Source organism: Methylomonas sp. ZR1 (assembly GCF_013141865.1).
GTDB lineage: Bacteria > Pseudomonadota > Gammaproteobacteria > Methylococcales > Methylomonadaceae > Methylomonas.
Genome location: NZ_RCST01000001.1, coordinates 4,666,403 through 4,685,419, shown reverse-complemented (window position 1 = coordinate 4,685,419; position 19,017 = coordinate 4,666,403). Strand labels below are relative to the sequence as shown.

The following is a 19,017-nucleotide window of genomic DNA, read 5'->3' as shown; positions in this document are numbered from 1 at the left end:
AGTATAAATGAGTCGCTATCATAGTGCTTTGCTTATTCCCCAGCCATTAATCATCATGACGGAAATTTTTTTAGCCAGCTTTTTACTGGGCATTCTAGCCGGCGTCGCCGCCGGTTTGTTCGGTATAGGCGGCGGCGCATTGATTGTGCCGGTGCTAGTGTGGGTGTTTCAAACTCAGCGCTTTGATCCGGAACAAATTATGTTGATTGCCGTTGCCACATCACTGGCGACTGCGGTACTTACGTCGGCTGCTTCAGTGCGCACGCACCACAAATTGGGTAACATCGATTGGCGACGAGCAAGGCATTTAGCCCCGAGCATGCTGCTGGGCGCCGTTGGCGGTGCAGTGTTGGCCGAATATATCAGCGCCGACTCACTCCGTTGGTTTTTTGTTGCTTATCTAATTTATACCAGCGCACAAATGGCGATACCCAAGCCCAACAAAGCGTCATCACACCCAGCCAAATTCTCCCTGGATTACCCGATGGGTCTGTTGATCGGCGTACTATCAGCCATTTTAGGCATCGGCGGCGGCACCATGACCGTACCTTATCTGGCGAGCAACGGCCTGCCGATGAAAAACGCGGTCGCCACCTCCAGCACCTGCGCAATCCCTATTGCCCTGGCGGCTGCGACCAGTTACGCGGTATTGGGTTGGCAAGTTAGCCAATTGCCCGTTGGCAGCCTAGGCTATCTTTATCTACCCGCTTTTGCCGGCATAGTCTTAACCAGCATATTTACCGCACCGTTAGGCGCCAAATTGGCGCACAGTTTGCCGGCACAAAAATTGAAGCGTTACTTTGCGATTGTGCTGTTGGCGCTTGCGCTGAAAATGGCCTGGTAAGGCAGGGAACTTAAGCGCAGAGACATCGCTCCAAATGCTGTTAGTTCCGGTTTGATTGCTCTGTTGCGCAAAGAAAAACTTCATCGTATACTTCGGCGCAGCTTTCTCGATCAAGCTATCGCACACAACAACAAAACCTCTGGAGGGTATATAAATGAAATGGGAAACACCAGCTTACAATGACATGCGTTTCGGTTTTGAAGTTACCATGTACATCTACAACCGTTAATCCTTAGGGATGACGATAAAAAAGGGGCATTTTCCTGCCCCTTTTTTTTGCCTGGCGTTTTTTAATCCCGTATCATGCGGCGCTCATTCATCATTCCCCTTAGGCAAACATGAAGATTAGAGTTCTCGGCGCCGGCGCCGGCGGCGGCTTTCCGCAATGGAACTGCAACTGCGACAATTGCCGACGCCTGCGTAACGGCCAATTCAACGGCAAAGCCCGCACCCAATCGTCGATAGCGATCAGTACCGACAACCGCAACTGGCTGCTGTTTAACACCTCGCCGGACATTCGCGCCCAATTGGAAGCGTTTCCCGCCATTCAGCCTAAAGAAGGCATCCGCGATACCGGCATTAAGGCCGTGCTCTTGATCGACAGCCAGATCGACCATACCACCGGCATGCTGATGCTGCGCGAAGGCAAACCGTTGAACGTGTATTGCACCGAGATGGTCAAGCAGGATTTGACTAGCGGCTTTCCGCTATTCAACATGTTGAAAGACTATTGCACCGTCAATCATCATCCGATTGCCTGTGACGAAACGCCGTTCGAGATTCCGGGCATAGACGACATCCGGATTTACGCCCACGCCCTGAAAAGCAAGGCACCGCCCTATTCGCCGCACCGCCACGATCCGCACGACGGCGACAACATCGGCGTCATTGTCGAGCAAATTTCCACCGGTAAAAAACTGTATTACTCACCCGGCCTCGGTGAGATCGAGCCGCACGTCCTGCAAGCAATGCTGAACGTTGACTGTCTAATGGTAGACGGTACATTCTGGACCGATGACGAAATGGTGACACGCGGCATTAGCCAAAAACGTGCTCGCGACATTGGCCACTTGCCGCAGTCCGGGCCTGGTGGCATGATTGAAGTATTGAATGGCGTGCCAAACGCTCGCAAGATTTTGATTCATATCAACAACACCAACCCGATTCTCGACGAAGATTCGCCGGAGCGTAAAACCCTGGATGCCAACGGCATCGAAGTGGCTTACGACGGACTGGAAATTGACTTATAAAAAGGTGTGACATGACTGCTGATAATCAACCCTGGAGCCGCGAAGAATTCGAAGCCAAATTACGCGGCATGGAAAAGTTCTACCACATTCATCATCCGATGCACACGCTGATGAATGAGGGCAAGCTGACCAAACAGCAATTGCAAGGCTGGGTCGCCAACCGCTTTTACTATCAGGTGATGATTCCGATCAAGGACGCCAATATCATGGCCAACTGCCCGGACCGGGAAACCCGCGCCAAATGGGTACAACGCATTCTTGATCACGACGGCCACCCCGGCGATCCCGGCGGCATCGAAGCCTGGATCCGTTTGGGCATCGCGGTTGGCCTGAGCCGCGAAGAAATTACTTCGCTGGAACACGTGCTGCCCGGCGTGCGTTTTGCAGTCGATGCCTATGTCAACTTCGCCCGCCGCGCCGAGTGGCACGAAGCCGCCAGTTCGTCGCTGACGGAACTCTTCGCCCCGAAAATACATCAACAGCGCTTGGACAATTGGCCGGACGTCTATCCATGGGTCGAGCAAGAAGGTTACACTTACTTCCGCAAACGCCTGACCGAAGCCCGCCGCGATGTGGAACACGGCTTGGAACTGACGCTAGACTGGTACAAAACCCGCGAACAGCAGGAACGCATGGTGCAAATTCTGAAATTTAAACTGGATGTGCTGTGGAGCATGGCCGATGCGATGTATCTGGCTTATGTTGCCGATATGCCGCCGTATTTCAATATCGAAAAATAACCATGCAAACCGCCGAGCGACTTCATTTTAGTGCCGAGGATTATCTGGCTTGGGAAGCAACCCAGGCTGAGAAGCACGAGTTCGTCGCCGGCGAAGTTTTTGCGATGGTCGGGGCAAGACAGAATCACGTGATCGTCTCCGGCAACATTTTTGCAGGCCTGAAACAACGCTTACGCGGCACGCCTTGCCGGCCTTATATCGCCGACTTGAAATTGAAAGTCGAAGCAGCCGACGCCTTTTTTTACCCTGACGTGATGGTGTCGTGCCATCCCGGTGACTTGGGCAACCAGCAATATATTTCCAACCCAACGCTGATCGTCGAAGTTCTATCCGACTCGACCGCTGCTTATGACCGCGGCGGCAAATTCGCTGCCTACCGCAAACTCGCGTCGCTACAGGAATACCTGATCGTCGACATCGACGCGCGCCGCGTCGAGTGCTTCCGCCGCACAGCCGAAAACGATTGGCTACTACACGACTACCTAGGCGAAGTCGATTGCCAGCTACACAGCTTGAGTCTCAGCCTGCCGCTAGCGGAAATATTTGAAGACATTGAAGCGGCTTAATGCGCTAGCCGTTTGCTTAAACACCGGAACCTCATGACCATCACCCCAGACCAACTTATCCAATTCTCGCCGCTGCATAGACTGCAATGGGAAGAAGCCCAGCAAAAATACGTGATTCTCTATCCCGAAGGCATGGTCGAGTTAAACCAAAGTTCGGCAGAAATCCTCAAGCTATGCGACGGTAGCCGGATGCTGGCGCAAATCGTCGCCGAATTGGAAGAAAAATTCGCTACCTCCGACCTGACCAACGACATCACTAACTTTTTGAACGTAGCATTGCAAAATGGCTGGATCAAACAAGCTTAATATTACCCCACCACGCTGGCTGTTGGCCGAGCTGAGCTACAAGTGCCCGCTGCAATGCCCTTATTGCTCCAACCCCTTGGATTACGCTAAATATCCGAACGAATTAAGTACCGAGGATTGGAAGCGCGTATTAAGCCAGGCGCGCAAAATGGGTGCGGTACAGTTGGGATTTTCCGGCGGCGAACCGCTAACCCGCCAGGACTTGACAGAATTGGTAGCATACGCGCGCGAACTGGGTTATTACTCCAACCTGATCACTTCGGGTTATGGCTTGAGCGAAGAAAAAATCGTCGAATTAAAACAAGCCGGTTTGGACCATATCCAGATCAGTATTCAGGCCAGCACCCAGGAACTGAACGATCACATCGCCGGCACCGCCACCTACCAGCACAAACAGGACGTGGCGAGACTGATTAAAAAACACGGTTATCCGATGGTGCTCTGCGTGGTGATCCACCGCGAAAACATTCACCAAATGCCGCAAATTCTGGAGATGGCCGATAACCTCGGCGCCGATTATCTGGAATTAGCCAACACCCAATATTACGGCTGGGCGCATTTGAATAGGGACGCCTTGCTGCCCACCCGCGAGCAATTCCAGGAAGCGGAGAAAATTGCCCAGGCTTACAAGGAAAAAGTCGCCGGCAAGATGAAGATTTATTACGTGGTGCCGGATTACTACGAAGACCGGCCGAAAGCCTGCATGAACGGCTGGGGCACCACCTTCTTGACCATCGCACCGGACGGCACCGCGCTACCCTGTCATTCTGCACGCGAACTGCCCGGCCTGGATTGCCCGAACGTCAAGGATTTCAGCATAGCCGAAATCTGGAACGAATCAAAAACCTTCAACTTCTTCCGCGGTACGGAATGGATGCAGGAGCCTTGCCGCAGTTGCGACGAGAAAGGCAAGGACTTCGGCGGTTGCCGCTGTCAAGCCTTCCTGTTTAACGGCGACATGTACAGTACTGACCCGGTATGCAGCAAATCGCCGGAGCGACACAGAATCGACGCCGCGATTGATTCGGCGCGCGAACTCGCCTTGTCCGACAGTGAAAAGCCGCTGATATTCCGCAACAGCAAAAACTCCAAACAATTTTAAACACCTATCCCAGCCGGCGAATCATCTGAGCCGCCGGCTGACTCTTCACTCCTGCGCGACAGCAGTGTCCGGCTGCTCTGTTTGACCGCCATCCTGAAACTGCATCTTATGCAATTTGGCATACGCCCCATCGCGAGCCAACAGTTCGCGATGCGAACCTTGTTCGACAATCCGGCCTTTGTCCATTACCAAGATCACATCCGCACTCTCGATGGTGGACAAGCGATGCGCCACCACCAAGGTCGTGCGGCCTTGCATCACCCGCTTCAATGCCGCCTGAATGTAGCGCTCCGATTCGGTATCCAGCGCCGAAGTGGCTTCATCCAGAATCAAAATGGGTGCATCCTTCAATAGGGCCCGAGCCAGGGCCAAGCGCTGGCGCTGGCCACCGGACAGCTTGACACCATTCTCACCAATCTCGGTCTCCAATCCTTGCGGCATTTTGCTGATAAAGTCCATCGCATAGGCATCGACCGCGGCCTGCTCTATCTGCTCTCTGGCCGCACCTTGTAACGCACCATAGGCAATATTATTCGCAACGGAAGCGTTGAACAAGGTGACGTTTTGGGTAACCAAGGCGATCTGCCGGCGCAAACTATCCAAGCGGTAGCGTTTTAACGGCACGCCATCGATCAAAATCTCGCCCTGCTCGTAGTCGTAAAAACGCGGCAACAGGTTAATCATCGTGCTTTTGCCGCCACCCGAAGCCCCGACCAAGGCTACAGTCTGGCCGGGTTCGATCGTCACATTGATGTTATTCAAGGCCGGGGTTTCACTGCCGGGATAGCTAAAACTGAGATTTTTGAATTCGATGCGGCCCTGGCTGCGCTCAACCTGATAGTCGCCACCATCGATTTCCGCCGGCTCGTCCAATACTTCGAATAAAGATTCCGCCGCCGCGATACCGCGCAGGATCTCGGAATTGGCATCGCTCAATTGCCGAATCGGTTTGGGCAACAAGAATGCCGCGGTAAAAAAGCCGACGAATTCCCCCGGGCTGGACGATTTCATCATGATCAAGGCCAGATACATCATGCCGGCCAAGGCAAAAGAAATGACCAGTTGCATCAACGGATTATTCAGCGATACGGTCATGATCAGCTTGCGATGTTGGCCGCGATTTTCCAGACTGGCTTTCTTAAAGCGTTGCCGCTCGTAATCTTCCCCGCCGAAACTCTTTACGATACGGTTTCCGGAGACCATTTCCGAGGTGATATGCGTCAAATCGCCCACGGTATCTTGCATGTTGCGGCTTAAGCGTTTTAAACGTTTGCCGACATAACGCACCATGATCGCTACCACCGGGGCTATCGCCAAAAACACCAAGGAGAGCTGCCAGTTGGTATAAGCCAGATAACCCAGCAAGCCAACCGCAGTAAAACCTTCGCGCACGAAAGAACGAATCGAATCGGACGTCGCCCGCGTGACTTCGCCGATATTATTGGTAATCCGCGAAATCATGTAGCCGCTGTTATGCGCATCGAAATATTGCACCGACAAGCGGGTGTACTGATTAAAAATTTCGCAACGCAGCTTGTGAATTAAATTGCCGGAAATTCGCGCCAGGTAATAATTACCCAAAAACGAGCCTATGCCGCGTACCAGAAACAACACCACGAAGGCCAGCGGCAGATATTGAATATCTCCCCGATCCGGCGCCCCAAAGCTGTCGATGATGCGCTGAATAATCATCACCACCGCCGGCTCGGTCGCGGCATAGATCGCAAAACCGATGGCAGTTACCAAAAATAAACGCCAATACGGCAACACAAACGCTAACAAGCGTTTGTACACCTGCCCGTCCGTCATGGTTTTGCGCGAATTTTGTAACGTGTTCAATACTGTTTACCTTTAAAATGTACAGCCATGTTGATCAGCCAGCGTTCCATGCCCAACCAAAAACCGCTCAATATACAACCTAAACGCATTCTGGTGATAACCCTGCGTTATCTGGGCGATACGTTGCTGGTTACCCCACTCATCTCGTCGCTGAAGCAAGCCTATCCAAACGCCGACATTGACGTTTTACTGCCGGCCAGCAACGCCGGTATGCTGGAAGGCAATCCCGACATCCGGCGCTTATTAACCGTAGCGGGCAAGCCCGGCGGTTTGGCATTCGGCAAATTGTTATTCAGCCTGTTTCGCCGTTACGATTTAGCCATTTCCACGCAAGCCGGCGACCGGCCAACTTTGTGCGCAGCGATAGCCGGCAAAACCAGCATCGGCTTTGTGCCTGGCGATGCTACTAAGGCTTGGTGGAAAAAAGCGCTACTCAAGCGCTGGCTGGTATTTAGCAGCGATTACGGTCACGCCGTCTTGGAAAACTTGCGCTTCTGCAAGTTACTGGGAATAGCGCCTTGCTATCGCCTGACTCCGCCGCAAAGCTCGACGCCGATACCCAGCATAACTGATCCCTACGTCGTTCTACATATTATGCCGCAATGGCGCTATAAACAGTGGCACGCCGAGGGCTGGTGCGAGCTCATCGCCTTTTTAGACCGGCAAGGTTTTAAAGTCGTATTAACCGGCAGCGGCAATCCCGCCGAGTTGGCAGCCTTGCGAGAAATACAGCAACAACTGCCAACAGATGTCATCAATCTTGCCGGTCATCTGTCGCTGGCGCAATTGTCCGCCTTGATTGGCAAAGCCGCATTCTTCGTCGGCCCAGACACCGGCATCACCCACTTGGCGGCGGCCACCGGCACACTGACTTTTGCCTTATTCGGACCCACCGATCCGGAAAAATGGGCACCCTGGCCGTGCGGATACGGCGAAGATAAAACGCCATTCGTGTCTCGTGGTTCAAGCCAAGTAAATAACGTGTATCTGCTGCAAGGCCAAACCGAACAAAACTGCCTACCCTGCCAACTGGAAGGTTGTGACCGGCACCGCGAGAGCTATAGTGCCTGCCTCGATCAGCTATCCAGTGGCAGGGTAATCGACGCTATCGCGCAAACATTGCGAGCCAAACGGTCACCTGCATCGCGTTGATTAATTGACAACGGCCATAACGATGATGTTATTTTCCACAAAACCGTCGATAATCGCCGCTTTTGTCAGCAGCCTAACTACAATTTCGCATGATGCAATCGCCTAGCCTTGACCGCATTTTGGTTTTGAATGTCAAAGCGTTCAGTCAACGCCGTATGTTCATGGAACAACAACTGCGCGATTTCGGACTATCGGCGGAATTTATTTTCGACTGGGATATAGGCGATTTGACAGACAGCGTGGTGGCCGAGTATTTCCGTGACGACCATCATCTGACTACGGCTCAGCAATCCTGCGCATTAAAGCATGTGGCAGCCTTACAGAGAATTGCGGACGGTAATGGCCAAGGTTTCTGTTTGGTACTGGAAGACGATGCCGTGTTCAGTAAGGATATTCAGCTCGGTTTGCAACGCGCACTCAGTCAGAGCGGGCAATTTCCCGGCAACAAAGTCATCTACGTCGGCTCCGGCGGTAATTTTTTTACGCCCAAGAGTCAGCGCAAACCGGATCAATACCTGTATCTCGGGCATCGCGGTCGCTTTGCCGATTCCTATCTTATTGATTCCAGCACCGCCCGCCAGAGACTAGACTGGATTAAAACTCACAAAATCGCCGAACCGATTGACAATCAGTTCGAAAAAATCGACAAACAGCTCGGCATTCAAATGATTTGGCTGGAAGATCCTGTCATCGAACAAGGCAGTAAAAACGGCATGTTCAAAAGTGCTTTGGAAGCCGATCCGCCCACCTGGCTGAAAGGACTGTTTTTCCGCTGGGAAAAACTCAAGCGTAAATACATTTATCAGTTATGGCGCTAAGGCTACAAAATATGCTTGCATCCCCCCTGACATCCGAGACATCGCTCAACATCTGTCGCTGCCTCACTATTGCCGCTGCTATCGCCGCCCCCGTTTCCACGGCGGTTGCCAGCATAGCCAGCGTGGCATTACTGATATTCTGGCTACTTTCCGGCCAGGCAGTGCAGACCCTTAAGTTATCCTGGCAACAGCCTGTCGGAAAAATGATCGTGCTTTTCTTTGCCTGGTTAATCATCGGCACGCTTTACGCCGAAACAGACTGGCACAGCAAATTGGAAACCTTATCCAGCTGGAAAAAACTACTTTACGTGTTTCTGCTACTCGGTGTTTTTCAGCAATCGCAGTGGCAAAAACGTTTTGTCTACAGCTATTTTGTCGCCATGGTGGTGGCTGGCATGATTGCGATGCCGCTTTGGGCGTTGGATCTTATCGTTAGAGACGGCCGGGAAGCCGGTATTTTCATGACCAATCACGCCACCCAGAGCACTGCTTTTGTGGCGGCCCTGCTATGCGCTATCTTCCTGGTGCAGGAACCGCTAACCCCTCGTTGGAAATATGCCGTGTGGGCGGGAATTGCCATATTTTTATTCAATATTTTCTTCATCAGTACCGGTAGGAGTGGCTATTTGGCCGTACCCATCGCCGCGGTTTTTGCATTGGGCTCGATATATGGCTACAGCAAACTACCACAAATTATTGGGATAGCCGCCATCGTGCTGGTGGCCTTTGGCCTGAGCTCCAACACCTTGCAAGACCGATTCAGACTGGCCTGGGACGAACAAGCAAGCTATCAAAGCAGCCAGGATTTAACATCGGTAGGCATTCGGGTGGTCTTTTACAAAAACACCGTGGAACTCATCGAGAAAGCGCCTTGGTTTGGCTATGGCACGTCATCGTTCAAGCCGACCTACAGTAATTATGCCTTGGCCAAAAGCCAGGGATGGCAAGGCACCAGCACTAGCGACCCGCATAATCAATACCTGTTTATTTGGCTGGAAAACGGCTTGGTCGGCTTGCTGTTGTTCTTTGCTTATATTGTCGTCGCATTGCGCCAGGGCATGAATAACAAGCCCTACGGGCCGATTGCCGCCAGTTTTTTGGTGGCAATTTGTGCTTCAAGCCTGTTCAACTCGCATTTCAAAACTTTTGCTGAAGGCTATTTGCTGGCGTTTTTTCTCGGTGCCTTACTCAGTCATCCTGCCGACTCCACCCTTCGTCAGGCCAATGCTTAGCGTTATCGTCATCACCAAAAACGAGGCGCAACATATCGGCCGCTGCCTGGCATCGGTTGCTTGGGCCGATGAAATCATTGTTCTCGACTCGGGTAGTAGCGATGAGACTGTCGCGATTTGCCGACAATTTACCAACAAAGTCTTCATCACCGACTGGCCCGGATTTGGGCCGCAAAAGCAAAGAGCACTGGATAAAGCCCTCGGCGACTGGGTGTTGTCTATCGATGCCGACGAGGAAATCGGGCCGGCGTTAAAAGCCGAAATCCTGCAAGCCATGCAGCAAAACGAGGTGCAGGGCTTCGAAATCCCCCGCTTATCCAGCTACTGCGGCAAGCCAATCAAGCATGGCGGCTGGTGGCCGGATTACGTGCTTAGGCTGTTTCGCCGCGATGTCGGACGCTTCAGCAGCGAAGTCGTGCATGAGCGTATTGAGGTTAAAGGGGTTATCGGTCGGCTCAAAAACCCGCTTTGGCACGAAGCCTTCGTCGATCCCGCCGAGGTGCTGCATAAGATCAACGCTTATTCCTCGCTGGGCGCCGAGAAAATGTTCAATCACGGTAAGCGCTCCAGCTTGGGCAAAGCTATCGGCAAGGGCCTGTGGACCTTCATCCGCACCTACTTCGTCCAGGCAGCCATTTTGGATGGCGCGGAAGGCTTAATGTTGGCCATATCCAACGCCGAGGGCAGTTATTACAAATACCTGAAACTACGCGAGCTTTGCCGCAACCCGGCAAACAAATGAAGGGCTTGATTTCTGTCATCGTCACCACCTATAACTGGCCGGAAGCGCTTTCCGCCTGTTTGCGCGCACTGATGGCTCAACAAGATCGCCGGTTTGAAATCATCATCGCCGATGACGGTTCCGGTACTGCAACGCAGGAATTGATCAAAGGCTTTATCGAAACCAGCGAAATTCCACTAGGGCACGTTTGGCATGAGGATAAGGGATTTCGGGCCGGCACCATCCGTAACAAAGCGGTTGCAGCCAGTCGCGGCGATTATCTGCTGTTTATGGACGGCGATTGCGTCGCGCTACCGGATTTTATTAGAAATCATCGGCAATTGGCCGAAACCGGTTATTTCGTTCCGGGCAACCGGCTGTTATTGAACGAAGCTTACACATCACTGGTACTAAAGCAAAAAATCCCGCTACATGAGCAGTCGTTTGGCTTTTTTTTATGGCAACGGCTGCGAGGTCGCATCAATCGTCTACTGCCTTTACTGTATTTACCGCTTTACGGCTGGCGTTATTGGCAATCGCAGAATTGGCAAAAAGCCATGACCTGCAATCTGGCAGTCTGGAAAGACGATTTCCTGGCAACAAATGGTTTTGATGAAGTCTTCGAAGGCTGGGGATATGAAGATTCGGACTTGGTGATCCGCCTGATTCATCAAGGCATCAAACGGAAAGAAGGCCGCTTTGCGGCACCGGTATTACATCTTTGGCACCGGCATAACGATAGAAGTCAACACGATGAAAATTACCGGCGTTTGTTACAGAGGGTAGCGGATATATCGATAACTCGTGCGGAACGGGGCGTGGACCAGTATCTGGAAACGACCAGCGCCTAACCCAAACCGGAACGTTTGCCGCCGCCATGCAAACGCATTAATAAAACCGCTTCATCACGGGTCAAGCCGCAATCCCGGACCAGCGCCTCAATGCCAACCCCACTACGGATTTTTTGAATCACATCTTCATAGCCGCCTGCGGGGATAGGTTCAGCGGGCGCCACCTCAGCAACGGTTTGCCGTTGCGTGTTGACTTGATCGACAATGCTATTCAATCGCGAGTCGTTCGCCGCCAGCCGCCGATCAACAGCCACAGCGGCAGAGCAAAGGCCGGCCACATCCTCGTTGCTACGCTGCACCCGCTCTTCAAGACGCTGAAATTGTTGTTTTAGTGTTTGCTGCTGGCGCAACAGCCGAACTAACACCGCTAGCATAAATACGACTACCCCCGCCAAAACCAGCACTAAATATTCGCTCATCACACTATTTCGTCAACATGCTCGGCAGGCTGTTTATCGTCTTTGTTTGGGTCGGGTTTGGTCTGCGGTTGTTTTTGCGGCTGGCGCTTTTCACGCTCTTCGCGCTCGACCTTGTATATCGTGTGTACTGGGGAAAAAGGCGTGATCGGTGTTATTTCGGTCATGTTGCACCTCGCATGCCTAGTCAGGCAATCAAAACATATCCAGCTCGGCTTTTTCGTCGTCGCTGAGGAATTTATTCAAATCCACCAGAATTAACAACTGATTATCGCGGCTGGTGACACCTTGAATGTATTTTGAGCTTTCTTCGTTCCCGACATTGGGCGCAGTCTCAATTTCAGAAGCCCGCATCTCGACCACTTCAGCGACGCTATCAACCAAAATGCCGATGATATGCCGGTCGGTTTCGATGATCACTACCCGTGACGCATCATCGGTGTCTTTGGAAGGTAAGCCGAAACGGTTACGGGTATCGATGACCGTCACCACATTACCGCGTAAATTGATAATCCCCAATACATAGGACGGCGCGCCGGGCACCGGGGCAATTTCGGTAATCCGCAACACCTCTTGCACTTGCATGACATTGATACCGTACTTTTCGTCACCTAGACAAAAAGTCACCCATTGCATGATAGGGTCGCCTTGTTTTTTATCTTCGCTCATTTTGCTGTATCCAGATGGTGTTTAACTATTTTTTCTATGCGGTACCAGCTGTTTAACATCGATAATCGCTGTCAACTCGTCTATTACCGTGCCGATTAACCAAGGTTTTTTTTGTCTGGCCGTTCGCCATCTGACCCCATCGGGCTTTACTTTACCGATGGAGAGAATTTCATCACACACCAAACCCCATTTTTTATCCTGGGTGATTAAAATGCGCTCGAACGGATATTCTTCACTATCCGGTTGCAGGCCACGGCTTTTGCCAAAAATGAGCTGCCGAGTATCAAGCACGCCGATACGGCTATCATGCTCGTCCAGCAACCCCAGAAACCAAGAGGGTTGTCCGGGAATTTTCGTGGGCTTGCGGTCGATTTTGATCGTTCTCGACAACTCGATCAGCGGCGTTGCCAATATCAGCTTATCAACCTTAAAAAACAAAGCCTGAAACTCGTACTGCGACCAATCCGGCATGATAGACAGTGCCTGTAGTTTAGCCGGGATTTCCGGCTCTACAAGCTTGGATTGTCGGTTCCTGACCAGTGCTTTGGAGCTTGCTTTTGGACTGCCGGTCACGACCGGAGCAGGATCCGGCAATTTGATAGGCTCCTCAACAACAAGCTGTTCCAGCAATATTGCCGACTTTACGTTAACAGCTTCCTCAGCCTCGGGCACCTCATCCAATAGCGTCTGCAGATACGCATCAAGCGCTAACTGTTGATGAACGATACTGGGGGGTGGTTTTGCCTGAGTCATTTATGCGGTGCCAAGTTTTTGTCTGGACTCTTATCAAGCAATAACAGTTCCAACAATTCGGCATAGGCTTCGGCCGCACGCGCGCTTTTGTCGTAAAGGGGTAAGGGAATACCGGCCTGGCTGGCATCCCGCACTTTAGTATCCACCGGGACGACCGAACTCCAGGCATTGTCTGGATACTGTTGATGTAAGGCCGCTAAGCTGTCGCGAGCCGCCTTGGTGCGTTTGTCAAACATGGTCGGCACGATAGTGAATTTGGGCGGCGTTTTCCGGGAATGGAACACCATTTTTATGGTGTGCACCATGCGATCCAGGCCTTTTAAGGCCAGAAATTCGGCTAAAACCGGAATGATTAAATGATCGCAGGCCGCCAGTGCATTGATCATTAATACTCCCAACATCGGCGGGCTATCGATAATCACATAGTCGTATTGGTCGGCCACTTTGTGTAATGCGGTAGCAACCACCAAGCCCATGCCGCCGATTGCGGCGACCTGCCTATCCAAGGTGGCTATAGCAGTGGATGCGGGCAAGACATCGATACCGTCGAAGTCTGTTTTGGCGATATAGACCTGAGGATCGACGTTTTTCTTTTTCTCGCTGGCGTCGAGAAATAAATTGTAAACGCCAAGCTCGATCTCATCCGGATTCATCTTGAAATAGCTGGTCAACGAACCATGCGGATCTAAATCGACCAGCAAAGTCCTGAACCCCCAGGACGACAATAAGCCACCCAGTGTCACCACGGTAGTCGTTTTACCGACGCCGCCTTTTTGATTGGAAACTGACCATATTTTCATAACTGAGCCGGCGTTTCCGGCGTTTTTTCAACTGCGGTTTCAGGTGGCGAACTGGGCTGCGACGGCGCCAAATTCAGCACTTTCGCGCGTTCGTCGTCAGTCATGCCGTAACGAGCAAAGGCTTGCGACATCAGCACCAATACAACTCGCCGATTTTTAAAACGCCCCTCCTCGTCTTTGTTATCGGCGATCGGATGAAATTCTCCATAGCCCACCGCCGATAATCGTGTCGCCGGAATATTGTTTTTCACCAATTCTTTGACCACGCTGGTCGCCCTGGCTGAGGACAAGTCCCAATTGGATGGATAAAAGCCGGTGGAAATCGGTACGTTGTCGGTATATCCCTCGACATTGATCACATTGGGTACGTCGCGCACGGCCTCTGCAACTTTCTGCAACACCGGAACGGCCTTGCTCGAAAGCTCGGCCTTACCGCTGGCAAACAGTAACTCGCTATTCATTTCCAGTTCCACCCAGAAATCGTGCTGTTTGATACCCACCAACTGGCTTTCCACAAAAGGCTGCAAGGCTCGTTGAAACTCCTGCGACACTTCATCCAGCCGGCGTTTTTCCTGCATGATTTCTTCGCTCAGCTCTCTTTCCTCGGCCGTCATCAAATTTGGCAATTCAATCGGCTGGATCGTGGTGGGAATCGTGCCAACCTGAATCGGCTCGGCTTCTTTTTGAATCTTCTCGTTGTGAAACAGAGCCTGGTCCAGCGATTCGGAGAATGTTTCGTACTTACCCTTATTTACCGAGGAAATCGAATACATCACCACAAAAAACGCAAACAGCAAGGTCACGAAATCCGCGTAAGACACCATCCAGCGGTCGTGATTATCGGCCTGTTGCAATGGTCTACGTCTGCGCCGACTCATAAGGCCTCCCTTATTTTTCCAATAAAAAGCCGGATAATTTCAACTCGATATTACGCGGGTTTTCGCCCTCGGCTATCGACGAAATGCCTTCTATCACCATTTCCCTGGCTTGCGATGCTTCGAAAATCAGACTCTTCAGCTTATTGGCGATAGGAATAAACAACAGATTGGCCAAGCCGACACCGTAAATAGTCGCCACGAAAGCTGTCGCGATGCCGCTGCCCAATAACTCCGGCTTGGCGAGGTTCTGCATCACATGAATCAAGCCTATTACCGCGCCGATAATGCCGATCGTCGGCGCATACCCACCCATCGCCTCGAAAACCCTGGCCGCTTGAGTATCCAAATGCTCCTTTGTAGTCAGTTCAACCTCAAGGCAATCGCGTATCACTTCCGGCTCGTTGCCATCGACCAGCAACTGCAAACCTTTTTTGGCAAAACTGTCTTTTTCGGTTTCGATAACCGATTCCAAGCCCAGCAAGCCTTCCTTACGGGCCAGAGAGCTCCAGCGCACAATCTTGTCGATTTGCTTTTTAAGCTGCAAATTTTGCGGCACAAAAATCCAACTCAAAATACGTAAGCTGCGCAGAAATACCTTGGGCGGAAATTGCAACAGTGTCGCTCCCAGCGTACCACCCACCACAATAATGAAGGCATGAAAATTGATCAGTGACCCGAGTTCTCCTCCGCCCATTAGGTTACCGCCGATAATCGCGGCAAAGCCTATCAACACACCCAAAATACTGAGAATATCCATCAATGTAATTTTTTAAATTGGTTGGCAATCTCTTCCAGAGAATAAATATGATCCGCCAGACCGGCTTCTGCGATGGCTTTCGGCATGCCGTAGATAGTACTTGTCGCCTCGTCCTGCGCCCAGATTTGCGCGCCGCGCTGCCTTAACTTCATAGCGCCAGCCTTGCCGTCTGCGCCCATGCCGGTCAACACCACCGCCAACACATGCCCGGCGAATACCTCGGCAAGCGAGTCAAAAGTAATATCTACACAGGGACTATAAATTTCCCCACTTTGCTTGGCCCGCAACACAATCCGCCGCTCACCGGCTACTTGCTTAACTTGCATCTGCATTGCACCTGGCCCCAATAACGCGGTCCCCGGCTGCAATACGTCACCATCCCGCGCCTCCCTGACATTAATATTGCAAAGCAAATTCAAGCGTTCGGCAAAGCTTTTGGTGAAATTAGGCGGCATGTGTTGCACCAGCAATATGGGTATCGAACACTCAGCCGGAATTTTGCTCAGCACGTATTGCATGGCGACCGGCCCGCCAGTCGAGGCAGCAACCACCAAAAGCTCGATTTTGCTGCTGGTTGCAGTTTTGGGCCACGCGGACGCAGCGCGTATCGGCTTAACTACGGGGTTTTCGGCGGTTGAGCTCTGATGTTCTTCTTGATTCACGCGCGGCAGAGGTCGTGGGGAAGACATCCTAGTCGCCTGAGAAGCCACCATCCTCACCCGATACCTCAGCAAGTAGCGGGCCGTTTCACGATTAGCATCAATGTCTTCCAACTGCTTGGGCAAAAAGTCGATAGCGCCGGCATTCAACGCATCCAGAGTGGCTTGAGCGCCGACTTGCGTCATTGCCGAAAACATTAGTATCGGACAGGGCCGGGTGCCCATGATTTTTTTGACTGCCGTGATACCATCCATGATTGGCATCTCCACATCCATGGTGATAACGTCCGGCTGCAGACTTGCCGCAAGTTCTATGGCTTCGCGACCGTCGTGAGCGACGCCAATCACTTTAAACTCTTGATCCTCTTCTAAAATTTCCCGAATTCTTTTACAGATAAAACTGGAGTCGTCGACGATCAGCACCCGAATGGTCATATTGCCGCGTCACATCGCATACTTCTTCATCAGACCAGGCACATCGAGTATCAGCGCTATCTTGCCGTCACCGGTGATGGTTGCTCCCGCCAATCCTTCCAATCCATGTAACTTGGCACCCAGCGCTTTAATCACCACTTCTTCCTGACCGATTAATTGATCCACCACGAATCCAACATGCCTGCCGCCAGCGTTGACGACCACCACATGATTGGTCGGCTGCGTTTCGCCTGTGAAATAAGAACCTCTGACCAGCCATTCACTTAAATAAAACAGCGGTAAGGCCTTATTTCTGACCATTACCACCAATTGACCATCTACCTTATTGGTTTTGCTCAAATCCAGATCGAGTATTTCCAAGACGCTGGCCAAGGGTAACGCGAAAGCCTGCCCGCGCAACTTCACCATAAGGGTCGGCATAATAGCCAAAGTCAACGGCACCTTAATGATAATGGTGCTGCCCTTGCCTTCGACCGAATCAATTTCCACCACGCCGTTCATTTGCGCGATCCGTGTTTTCACCACGTCCATGCCGACACCGCGACCGGACACGTCGGAAATTTCAGTTTTGGTGGAAAATCCGGGCAGAAAAATCAGGTTGTAACACTCTTTATCGTCAAGACGGGCGGCGCTTTCTTCATCCATCAAGCCTTTTTCCACTACTTTGGCGCGCAGTATGTCGGGGTTCATGCCCTTGCCGTCGTCTTTGATGGACAACTGGATATGATCGCCTTCCTGGGAGGCCTTCAATATCACCACGCCTTCCCGAGGTTTGCCGTTGGCTTCGCGCTCATCCGGCGATTCGATTCCGTGATCTACCGCGTTTCTGACCAAATGCACTAAAGGATCCGCCAGGGCCTCGACCAGGTTTTTATCGAGATCGGTTTCTTCACCCACCAACTCCAGCCTGATTTCTTTTTTCAGACTTCTAGCCAAATCACGTACCACACGCGGAAAACGCCCAAAGACTTTTTTGATTGGCTGCATCCGGGTTTTCATGACCGCCAATTGCAAATCGGCAGTCACCACGTCCAGATTGGATATCGCCTTGGACAACTGCTCTCCGGCTTCAGCATTGGCTTTAAGCGTCTGGAAACGGTTACGCACCAGAACCAGCTCGCCGACCATATTCATAATATCGTCCAAAATCTGGGTATCTACCCTGACGGTGGTATCGGCTTGGGGCGTGGCGGCTTTACTCTTGTCGGAAACGGAATCTACTACCGACGCTACTTTACCTAAGCTATTTTCCGGATCCACATCGAAGGACGGTTTCGCGACCGGCTCGGGTTTAGCAGCCACGAACGGTTTCTCGACAGGCAACTCTACATTTTTAATTGGTGGGTTTTTTTCACCCGCAGCCGGCTCATCAATCTTGCCCAAATTGGCAGCATCGAATTTACCTTTGCCGTGCAAAGCATCAAGTACCTTATCGAACTCCTCATCGGTAATATCGCCGGAATCGCTGGCGGGCACAGACGGCTCGGCTTTTACTGAAAATTTGCCTTTGCCATGCAACTCGTCCAGCAGGTTTTCAAACTCGTCTTCGCTAATTTCGTCATCCGCCGCAGACACTGCCGATTGCGCCGCGATGTTCGCGGTCGGAGAACCGCCCTTACCATGCAGAGCATCCAGCAAATCTTCGAATTCCTGCTCGGTAATTTCATCGCCATCTTCCGAGCCAGATTCGCTGGCCAATAACTCCTCTGGATCGAGCATTGCGTCATAGGCTTGCGCTGCGGATTCTTGAGGGGATAGCGGCAGGGTGGATTCGACGGTTTCGTTGATGACAGCGGCTTCAACCGCTATCTCAGCAGGCGCGGCAGCTTCGGCCGGCCCCGCGTAAGATTTCAAGCGTTTTAATAGACCTTGATCGGCCGATTTTGGCGTATTACCGGAACGGACTTGCCCGAACATCTCGTTGACGATGTCCACGACTTGCAAAATCACGTCCATCAAATCCGGCGTGACTTGGCGATCACCCTGTCTGAGCACGTTAAAAACGTCTTCGGCGTTGTGACAGACATCGACTAAGGCGCTAATAGCCAAAAAACCGGCGCCGCCCTTTATGGTGTGGAACCCGCGAAATATGGAATTCAGAAGATCGAGATCGCCAGGCGATTGCTCCAGTTCCACCAGCTGCTCACCCAGAGAATCGAGAATCTCCCCGGCCTCGACCAGGAAGTCTTGCAATATTTCGTCGTCCAGATCGATCGCCATGTTGTTTTC

Annotated in this window: 22 protein-coding genes; 12 read left to right on the top strand and 10 right to left on the bottom strand. The window is 51.9% G+C overall.

The window, feature by feature from the left end:
- Window positions 1-7 precede the first annotated feature (7 nt).
- The 7 genes from DDY07_RS21330 to pqqE all read left to right on the top strand — a co-directional run bounded on the left by DDY07_RS21330 (window position 8) and on the right by pqqE (window position 4,808).
- Window positions 8-844 (top strand): sulfite exporter TauE/SafE family protein, encoded by an 837-nt coding sequence (locus tag DDY07_RS21330; protein ID WP_367650895.1) that lies wholly within the window; start codon window positions 8-10, stop codon window positions 842-844.
- A gap of 154 nt (window positions 845-998) precedes the next feature.
- Window positions 999-1,073 carry a pyrroloquinoline quinone precursor peptide PqqA gene (pqqA, locus tag DDY07_RS21325; protein ID WP_054760176.1) on the top strand — a complete coding sequence of 25 codons (75 nt, stop codon included), beginning with the start codon at window positions 999-1,001 and terminating at the stop codon, window positions 1,071-1,073.
- Window positions 1,074-1,182: 109 nt separating this feature from the next.
- Window positions 1,183-2,094 (top strand): pyrroloquinoline quinone biosynthesis protein PqqB, encoded by a 912-nt coding sequence (pqqB, locus tag DDY07_RS21320; protein WP_171697354.1) that lies wholly within the window; start codon window positions 1,183-1,185, stop codon window positions 2,092-2,094.
- Between the two features lie 11 nt (window positions 2,095-2,105).
- Window positions 2,106-2,834 carry a pyrroloquinoline-quinone synthase PqqC gene (gene pqqC / locus DDY07_RS21315; protein ID WP_033159390.1) on the top strand — a complete coding sequence of 243 codons (729 nt, stop codon included), beginning with the start codon at window positions 2,106-2,108 and terminating at the stop codon, window positions 2,832-2,834.
- A 2-nt stretch (window positions 2,835-2,836) separates the two neighbouring features.
- Window positions 2,837-3,400, top strand: coding sequence for a Uma2 family endonuclease (locus tag DDY07_RS21310; RefSeq protein WP_171697353.1), 564 nt, complete (start codon window positions 2,837-2,839; stop codon window positions 3,398-3,400).
- A gap of 33 nt (window positions 3,401-3,433) precedes the next feature.
- Complete coding sequence (pqqD, locus tag DDY07_RS21305) at window positions 3,434-3,706, top strand: pyrroloquinoline quinone biosynthesis peptide chaperone PqqD (protein ID WP_171697352.1); 273 nt, start codon at window positions 3,434-3,436, stop codon at window positions 3,704-3,706.
- Complete coding sequence (gene pqqE / locus DDY07_RS21300) at window positions 3,684-4,808, top strand: pyrroloquinoline quinone biosynthesis protein PqqE (protein WP_171697351.1); 1,125 nt, start codon at window positions 3,684-3,686, stop codon at window positions 4,806-4,808. The genes pqqD and pqqE overlap by 23 nt, the downstream gene beginning before the upstream one ends.
- A gap of 45 nt (window positions 4,809-4,853) precedes the next feature.
- On the opposite strand, the gene msbA is transcribed toward pqqE, so the two are convergent.
- Window positions 4,854-6,617, bottom strand: coding sequence for a lipid A export permease/ATP-binding protein MsbA (gene msbA, locus DDY07_RS21295; protein ID WP_171697861.1), 1,764 nt, complete (start codon window positions 6,615-6,617; stop codon window positions 4,854-4,856).
- 57 nt (window positions 6,618-6,674) lie between these two features.
- Between msbA and DDY07_RS21290 the strand changes: the two genes are divergently transcribed.
- The 5 genes from DDY07_RS21290 (at window position 6,675) to DDY07_RS21270 (ending at window position 11,421) form a co-directional block, all read left to right on the top strand.
- Window positions 6,675-7,799, top strand: a complete 1,125-nt coding sequence (locus DDY07_RS21290; RefSeq protein WP_171697350.1) for a glycosyltransferase family 9 protein — start codon at window positions 6,675-6,677, stop codon at window positions 7,797-7,799.
- Between the two features lie 89 nt (window positions 7,800-7,888).
- Window positions 7,889-8,617: a glycosyltransferase family 25 protein gene (locus tag DDY07_RS21285; protein WP_171697349.1), complete on the top strand. Its 729-nt coding sequence runs from the start codon at window positions 7,889-7,891 to the stop codon at window positions 8,615-8,617.
- Window positions 8,618-8,628: 11 nt separating this feature from the next.
- Window positions 8,629-9,849 (top strand): O-antigen ligase, encoded by a 1,221-nt coding sequence (locus DDY07_RS21280; protein ID WP_171697348.1) that lies wholly within the window; start codon window positions 8,629-8,631, stop codon window positions 9,847-9,849.
- Window positions 9,842-10,591 (top strand): glycosyltransferase family 2 protein, encoded by a 750-nt coding sequence (locus DDY07_RS21275; RefSeq protein WP_171697347.1) that lies wholly within the window; start codon window positions 9,842-9,844, stop codon window positions 10,589-10,591. The genes DDY07_RS21280 and DDY07_RS21275 overlap by 8 nt, the downstream gene beginning before the upstream one ends.
- Entirely contained in the window at window positions 10,588-11,421 is an 834-nt protein-coding gene (locus tag DDY07_RS21270) for a glycosyltransferase family 2 protein (protein WP_171697346.1), read from the top strand. The genes DDY07_RS21275 and DDY07_RS21270 overlap by 4 nt, the downstream gene beginning before the upstream one ends.
- Here the strand turns inward: DDY07_RS21270 and DDY07_RS21265 are convergent.
- Genes DDY07_RS21265 through DDY07_RS21225 form a run of 9 tightly spaced genes read right to left on the bottom strand, consistent with a single transcriptional unit; the run spans window position 11,418 to window position 19,008 of the window.
- A complete protein-coding gene (locus DDY07_RS21265) occupies window positions 11,418-11,840 on the bottom strand; it encodes a DUF2802 domain-containing protein (protein ID WP_171697345.1) in 423 nt (140 codons plus the stop codon). The genes DDY07_RS21270 and DDY07_RS21265 overlap by 4 nt on opposite strands.
- Window positions 11,840-12,004 carry a hypothetical protein gene (locus DDY07_RS21260; protein ID WP_165385994.1) on the bottom strand — a complete coding sequence of 55 codons (165 nt, stop codon included), beginning with the start codon at window positions 12,002-12,004 and terminating at the stop codon, window positions 11,840-11,842. Before DDY07_RS21260 ends, DDY07_RS21265 begins: the two co-directional genes overlap by 1 nt.
- Window positions 12,005-12,032: 28 nt before the next feature.
- The gene (locus DDY07_RS21255) at window positions 12,033-12,506 is read right to left on the bottom strand and encodes a chemotaxis protein CheW (protein WP_033159399.1); all 474 of its coding nucleotides are present in this window, start codon (window positions 12,504-12,506) and stop codon (window positions 12,033-12,035) included.
- Window positions 12,507-12,527: 21 nt separating this feature from the next.
- Window positions 12,528-13,259, bottom strand: coding sequence for a chemotaxis protein CheW (locus DDY07_RS21250; protein ID WP_171697344.1), 732 nt, complete (start codon window positions 13,257-13,259; stop codon window positions 12,528-12,530).
- The gene (locus DDY07_RS21245; RefSeq protein ID WP_171697343.1) at window positions 13,256-14,059 is read right to left on the bottom strand and encodes a ParA family protein; all 804 of its coding nucleotides are present in this window, start codon (window positions 14,057-14,059) and stop codon (window positions 13,256-13,258) included. The genes DDY07_RS21250 and DDY07_RS21245 overlap by 4 nt, the downstream gene beginning before the upstream one ends.
- Window positions 14,056-14,937 (bottom strand): flagellar motor protein MotD, encoded by an 882-nt coding sequence (gene motD, locus DDY07_RS21240; protein ID WP_171697342.1) that lies wholly within the window; start codon window positions 14,935-14,937, stop codon window positions 14,056-14,058. The genes DDY07_RS21245 and motD overlap by 4 nt, the downstream gene beginning before the upstream one ends.
- 10 nt (window positions 14,938-14,947) lie before the next feature.
- On the bottom strand, window positions 14,948-15,694 hold the full coding sequence (locus DDY07_RS21235; protein ID WP_033159403.1) for a flagellar motor protein: 747 nt from the start codon (window positions 15,692-15,694) through the stop codon (window positions 14,948-14,950).
- The gene (locus tag DDY07_RS21230; RefSeq protein ID WP_033159404.1) at window positions 15,694-16,788 is read right to left on the bottom strand and encodes a chemotaxis response regulator protein-glutamate methylesterase; all 1,095 of its coding nucleotides are present in this window, start codon (window positions 16,786-16,788) and stop codon (window positions 15,694-15,696) included. Before DDY07_RS21230 ends, DDY07_RS21235 begins: the two co-directional genes overlap by 1 nt.
- Before the next feature lie 9 nt (window positions 16,789-16,797).
- Window positions 16,798-19,008 carry a chemotaxis protein CheA gene (locus DDY07_RS21225; RefSeq protein WP_171697341.1) on the bottom strand — a complete coding sequence of 737 codons (2,211 nt, stop codon included), beginning with the start codon at window positions 19,006-19,008 and terminating at the stop codon, window positions 16,798-16,800.
- Between the last annotated feature and the right edge of the window lie 9 nt (window positions 19,009-19,017).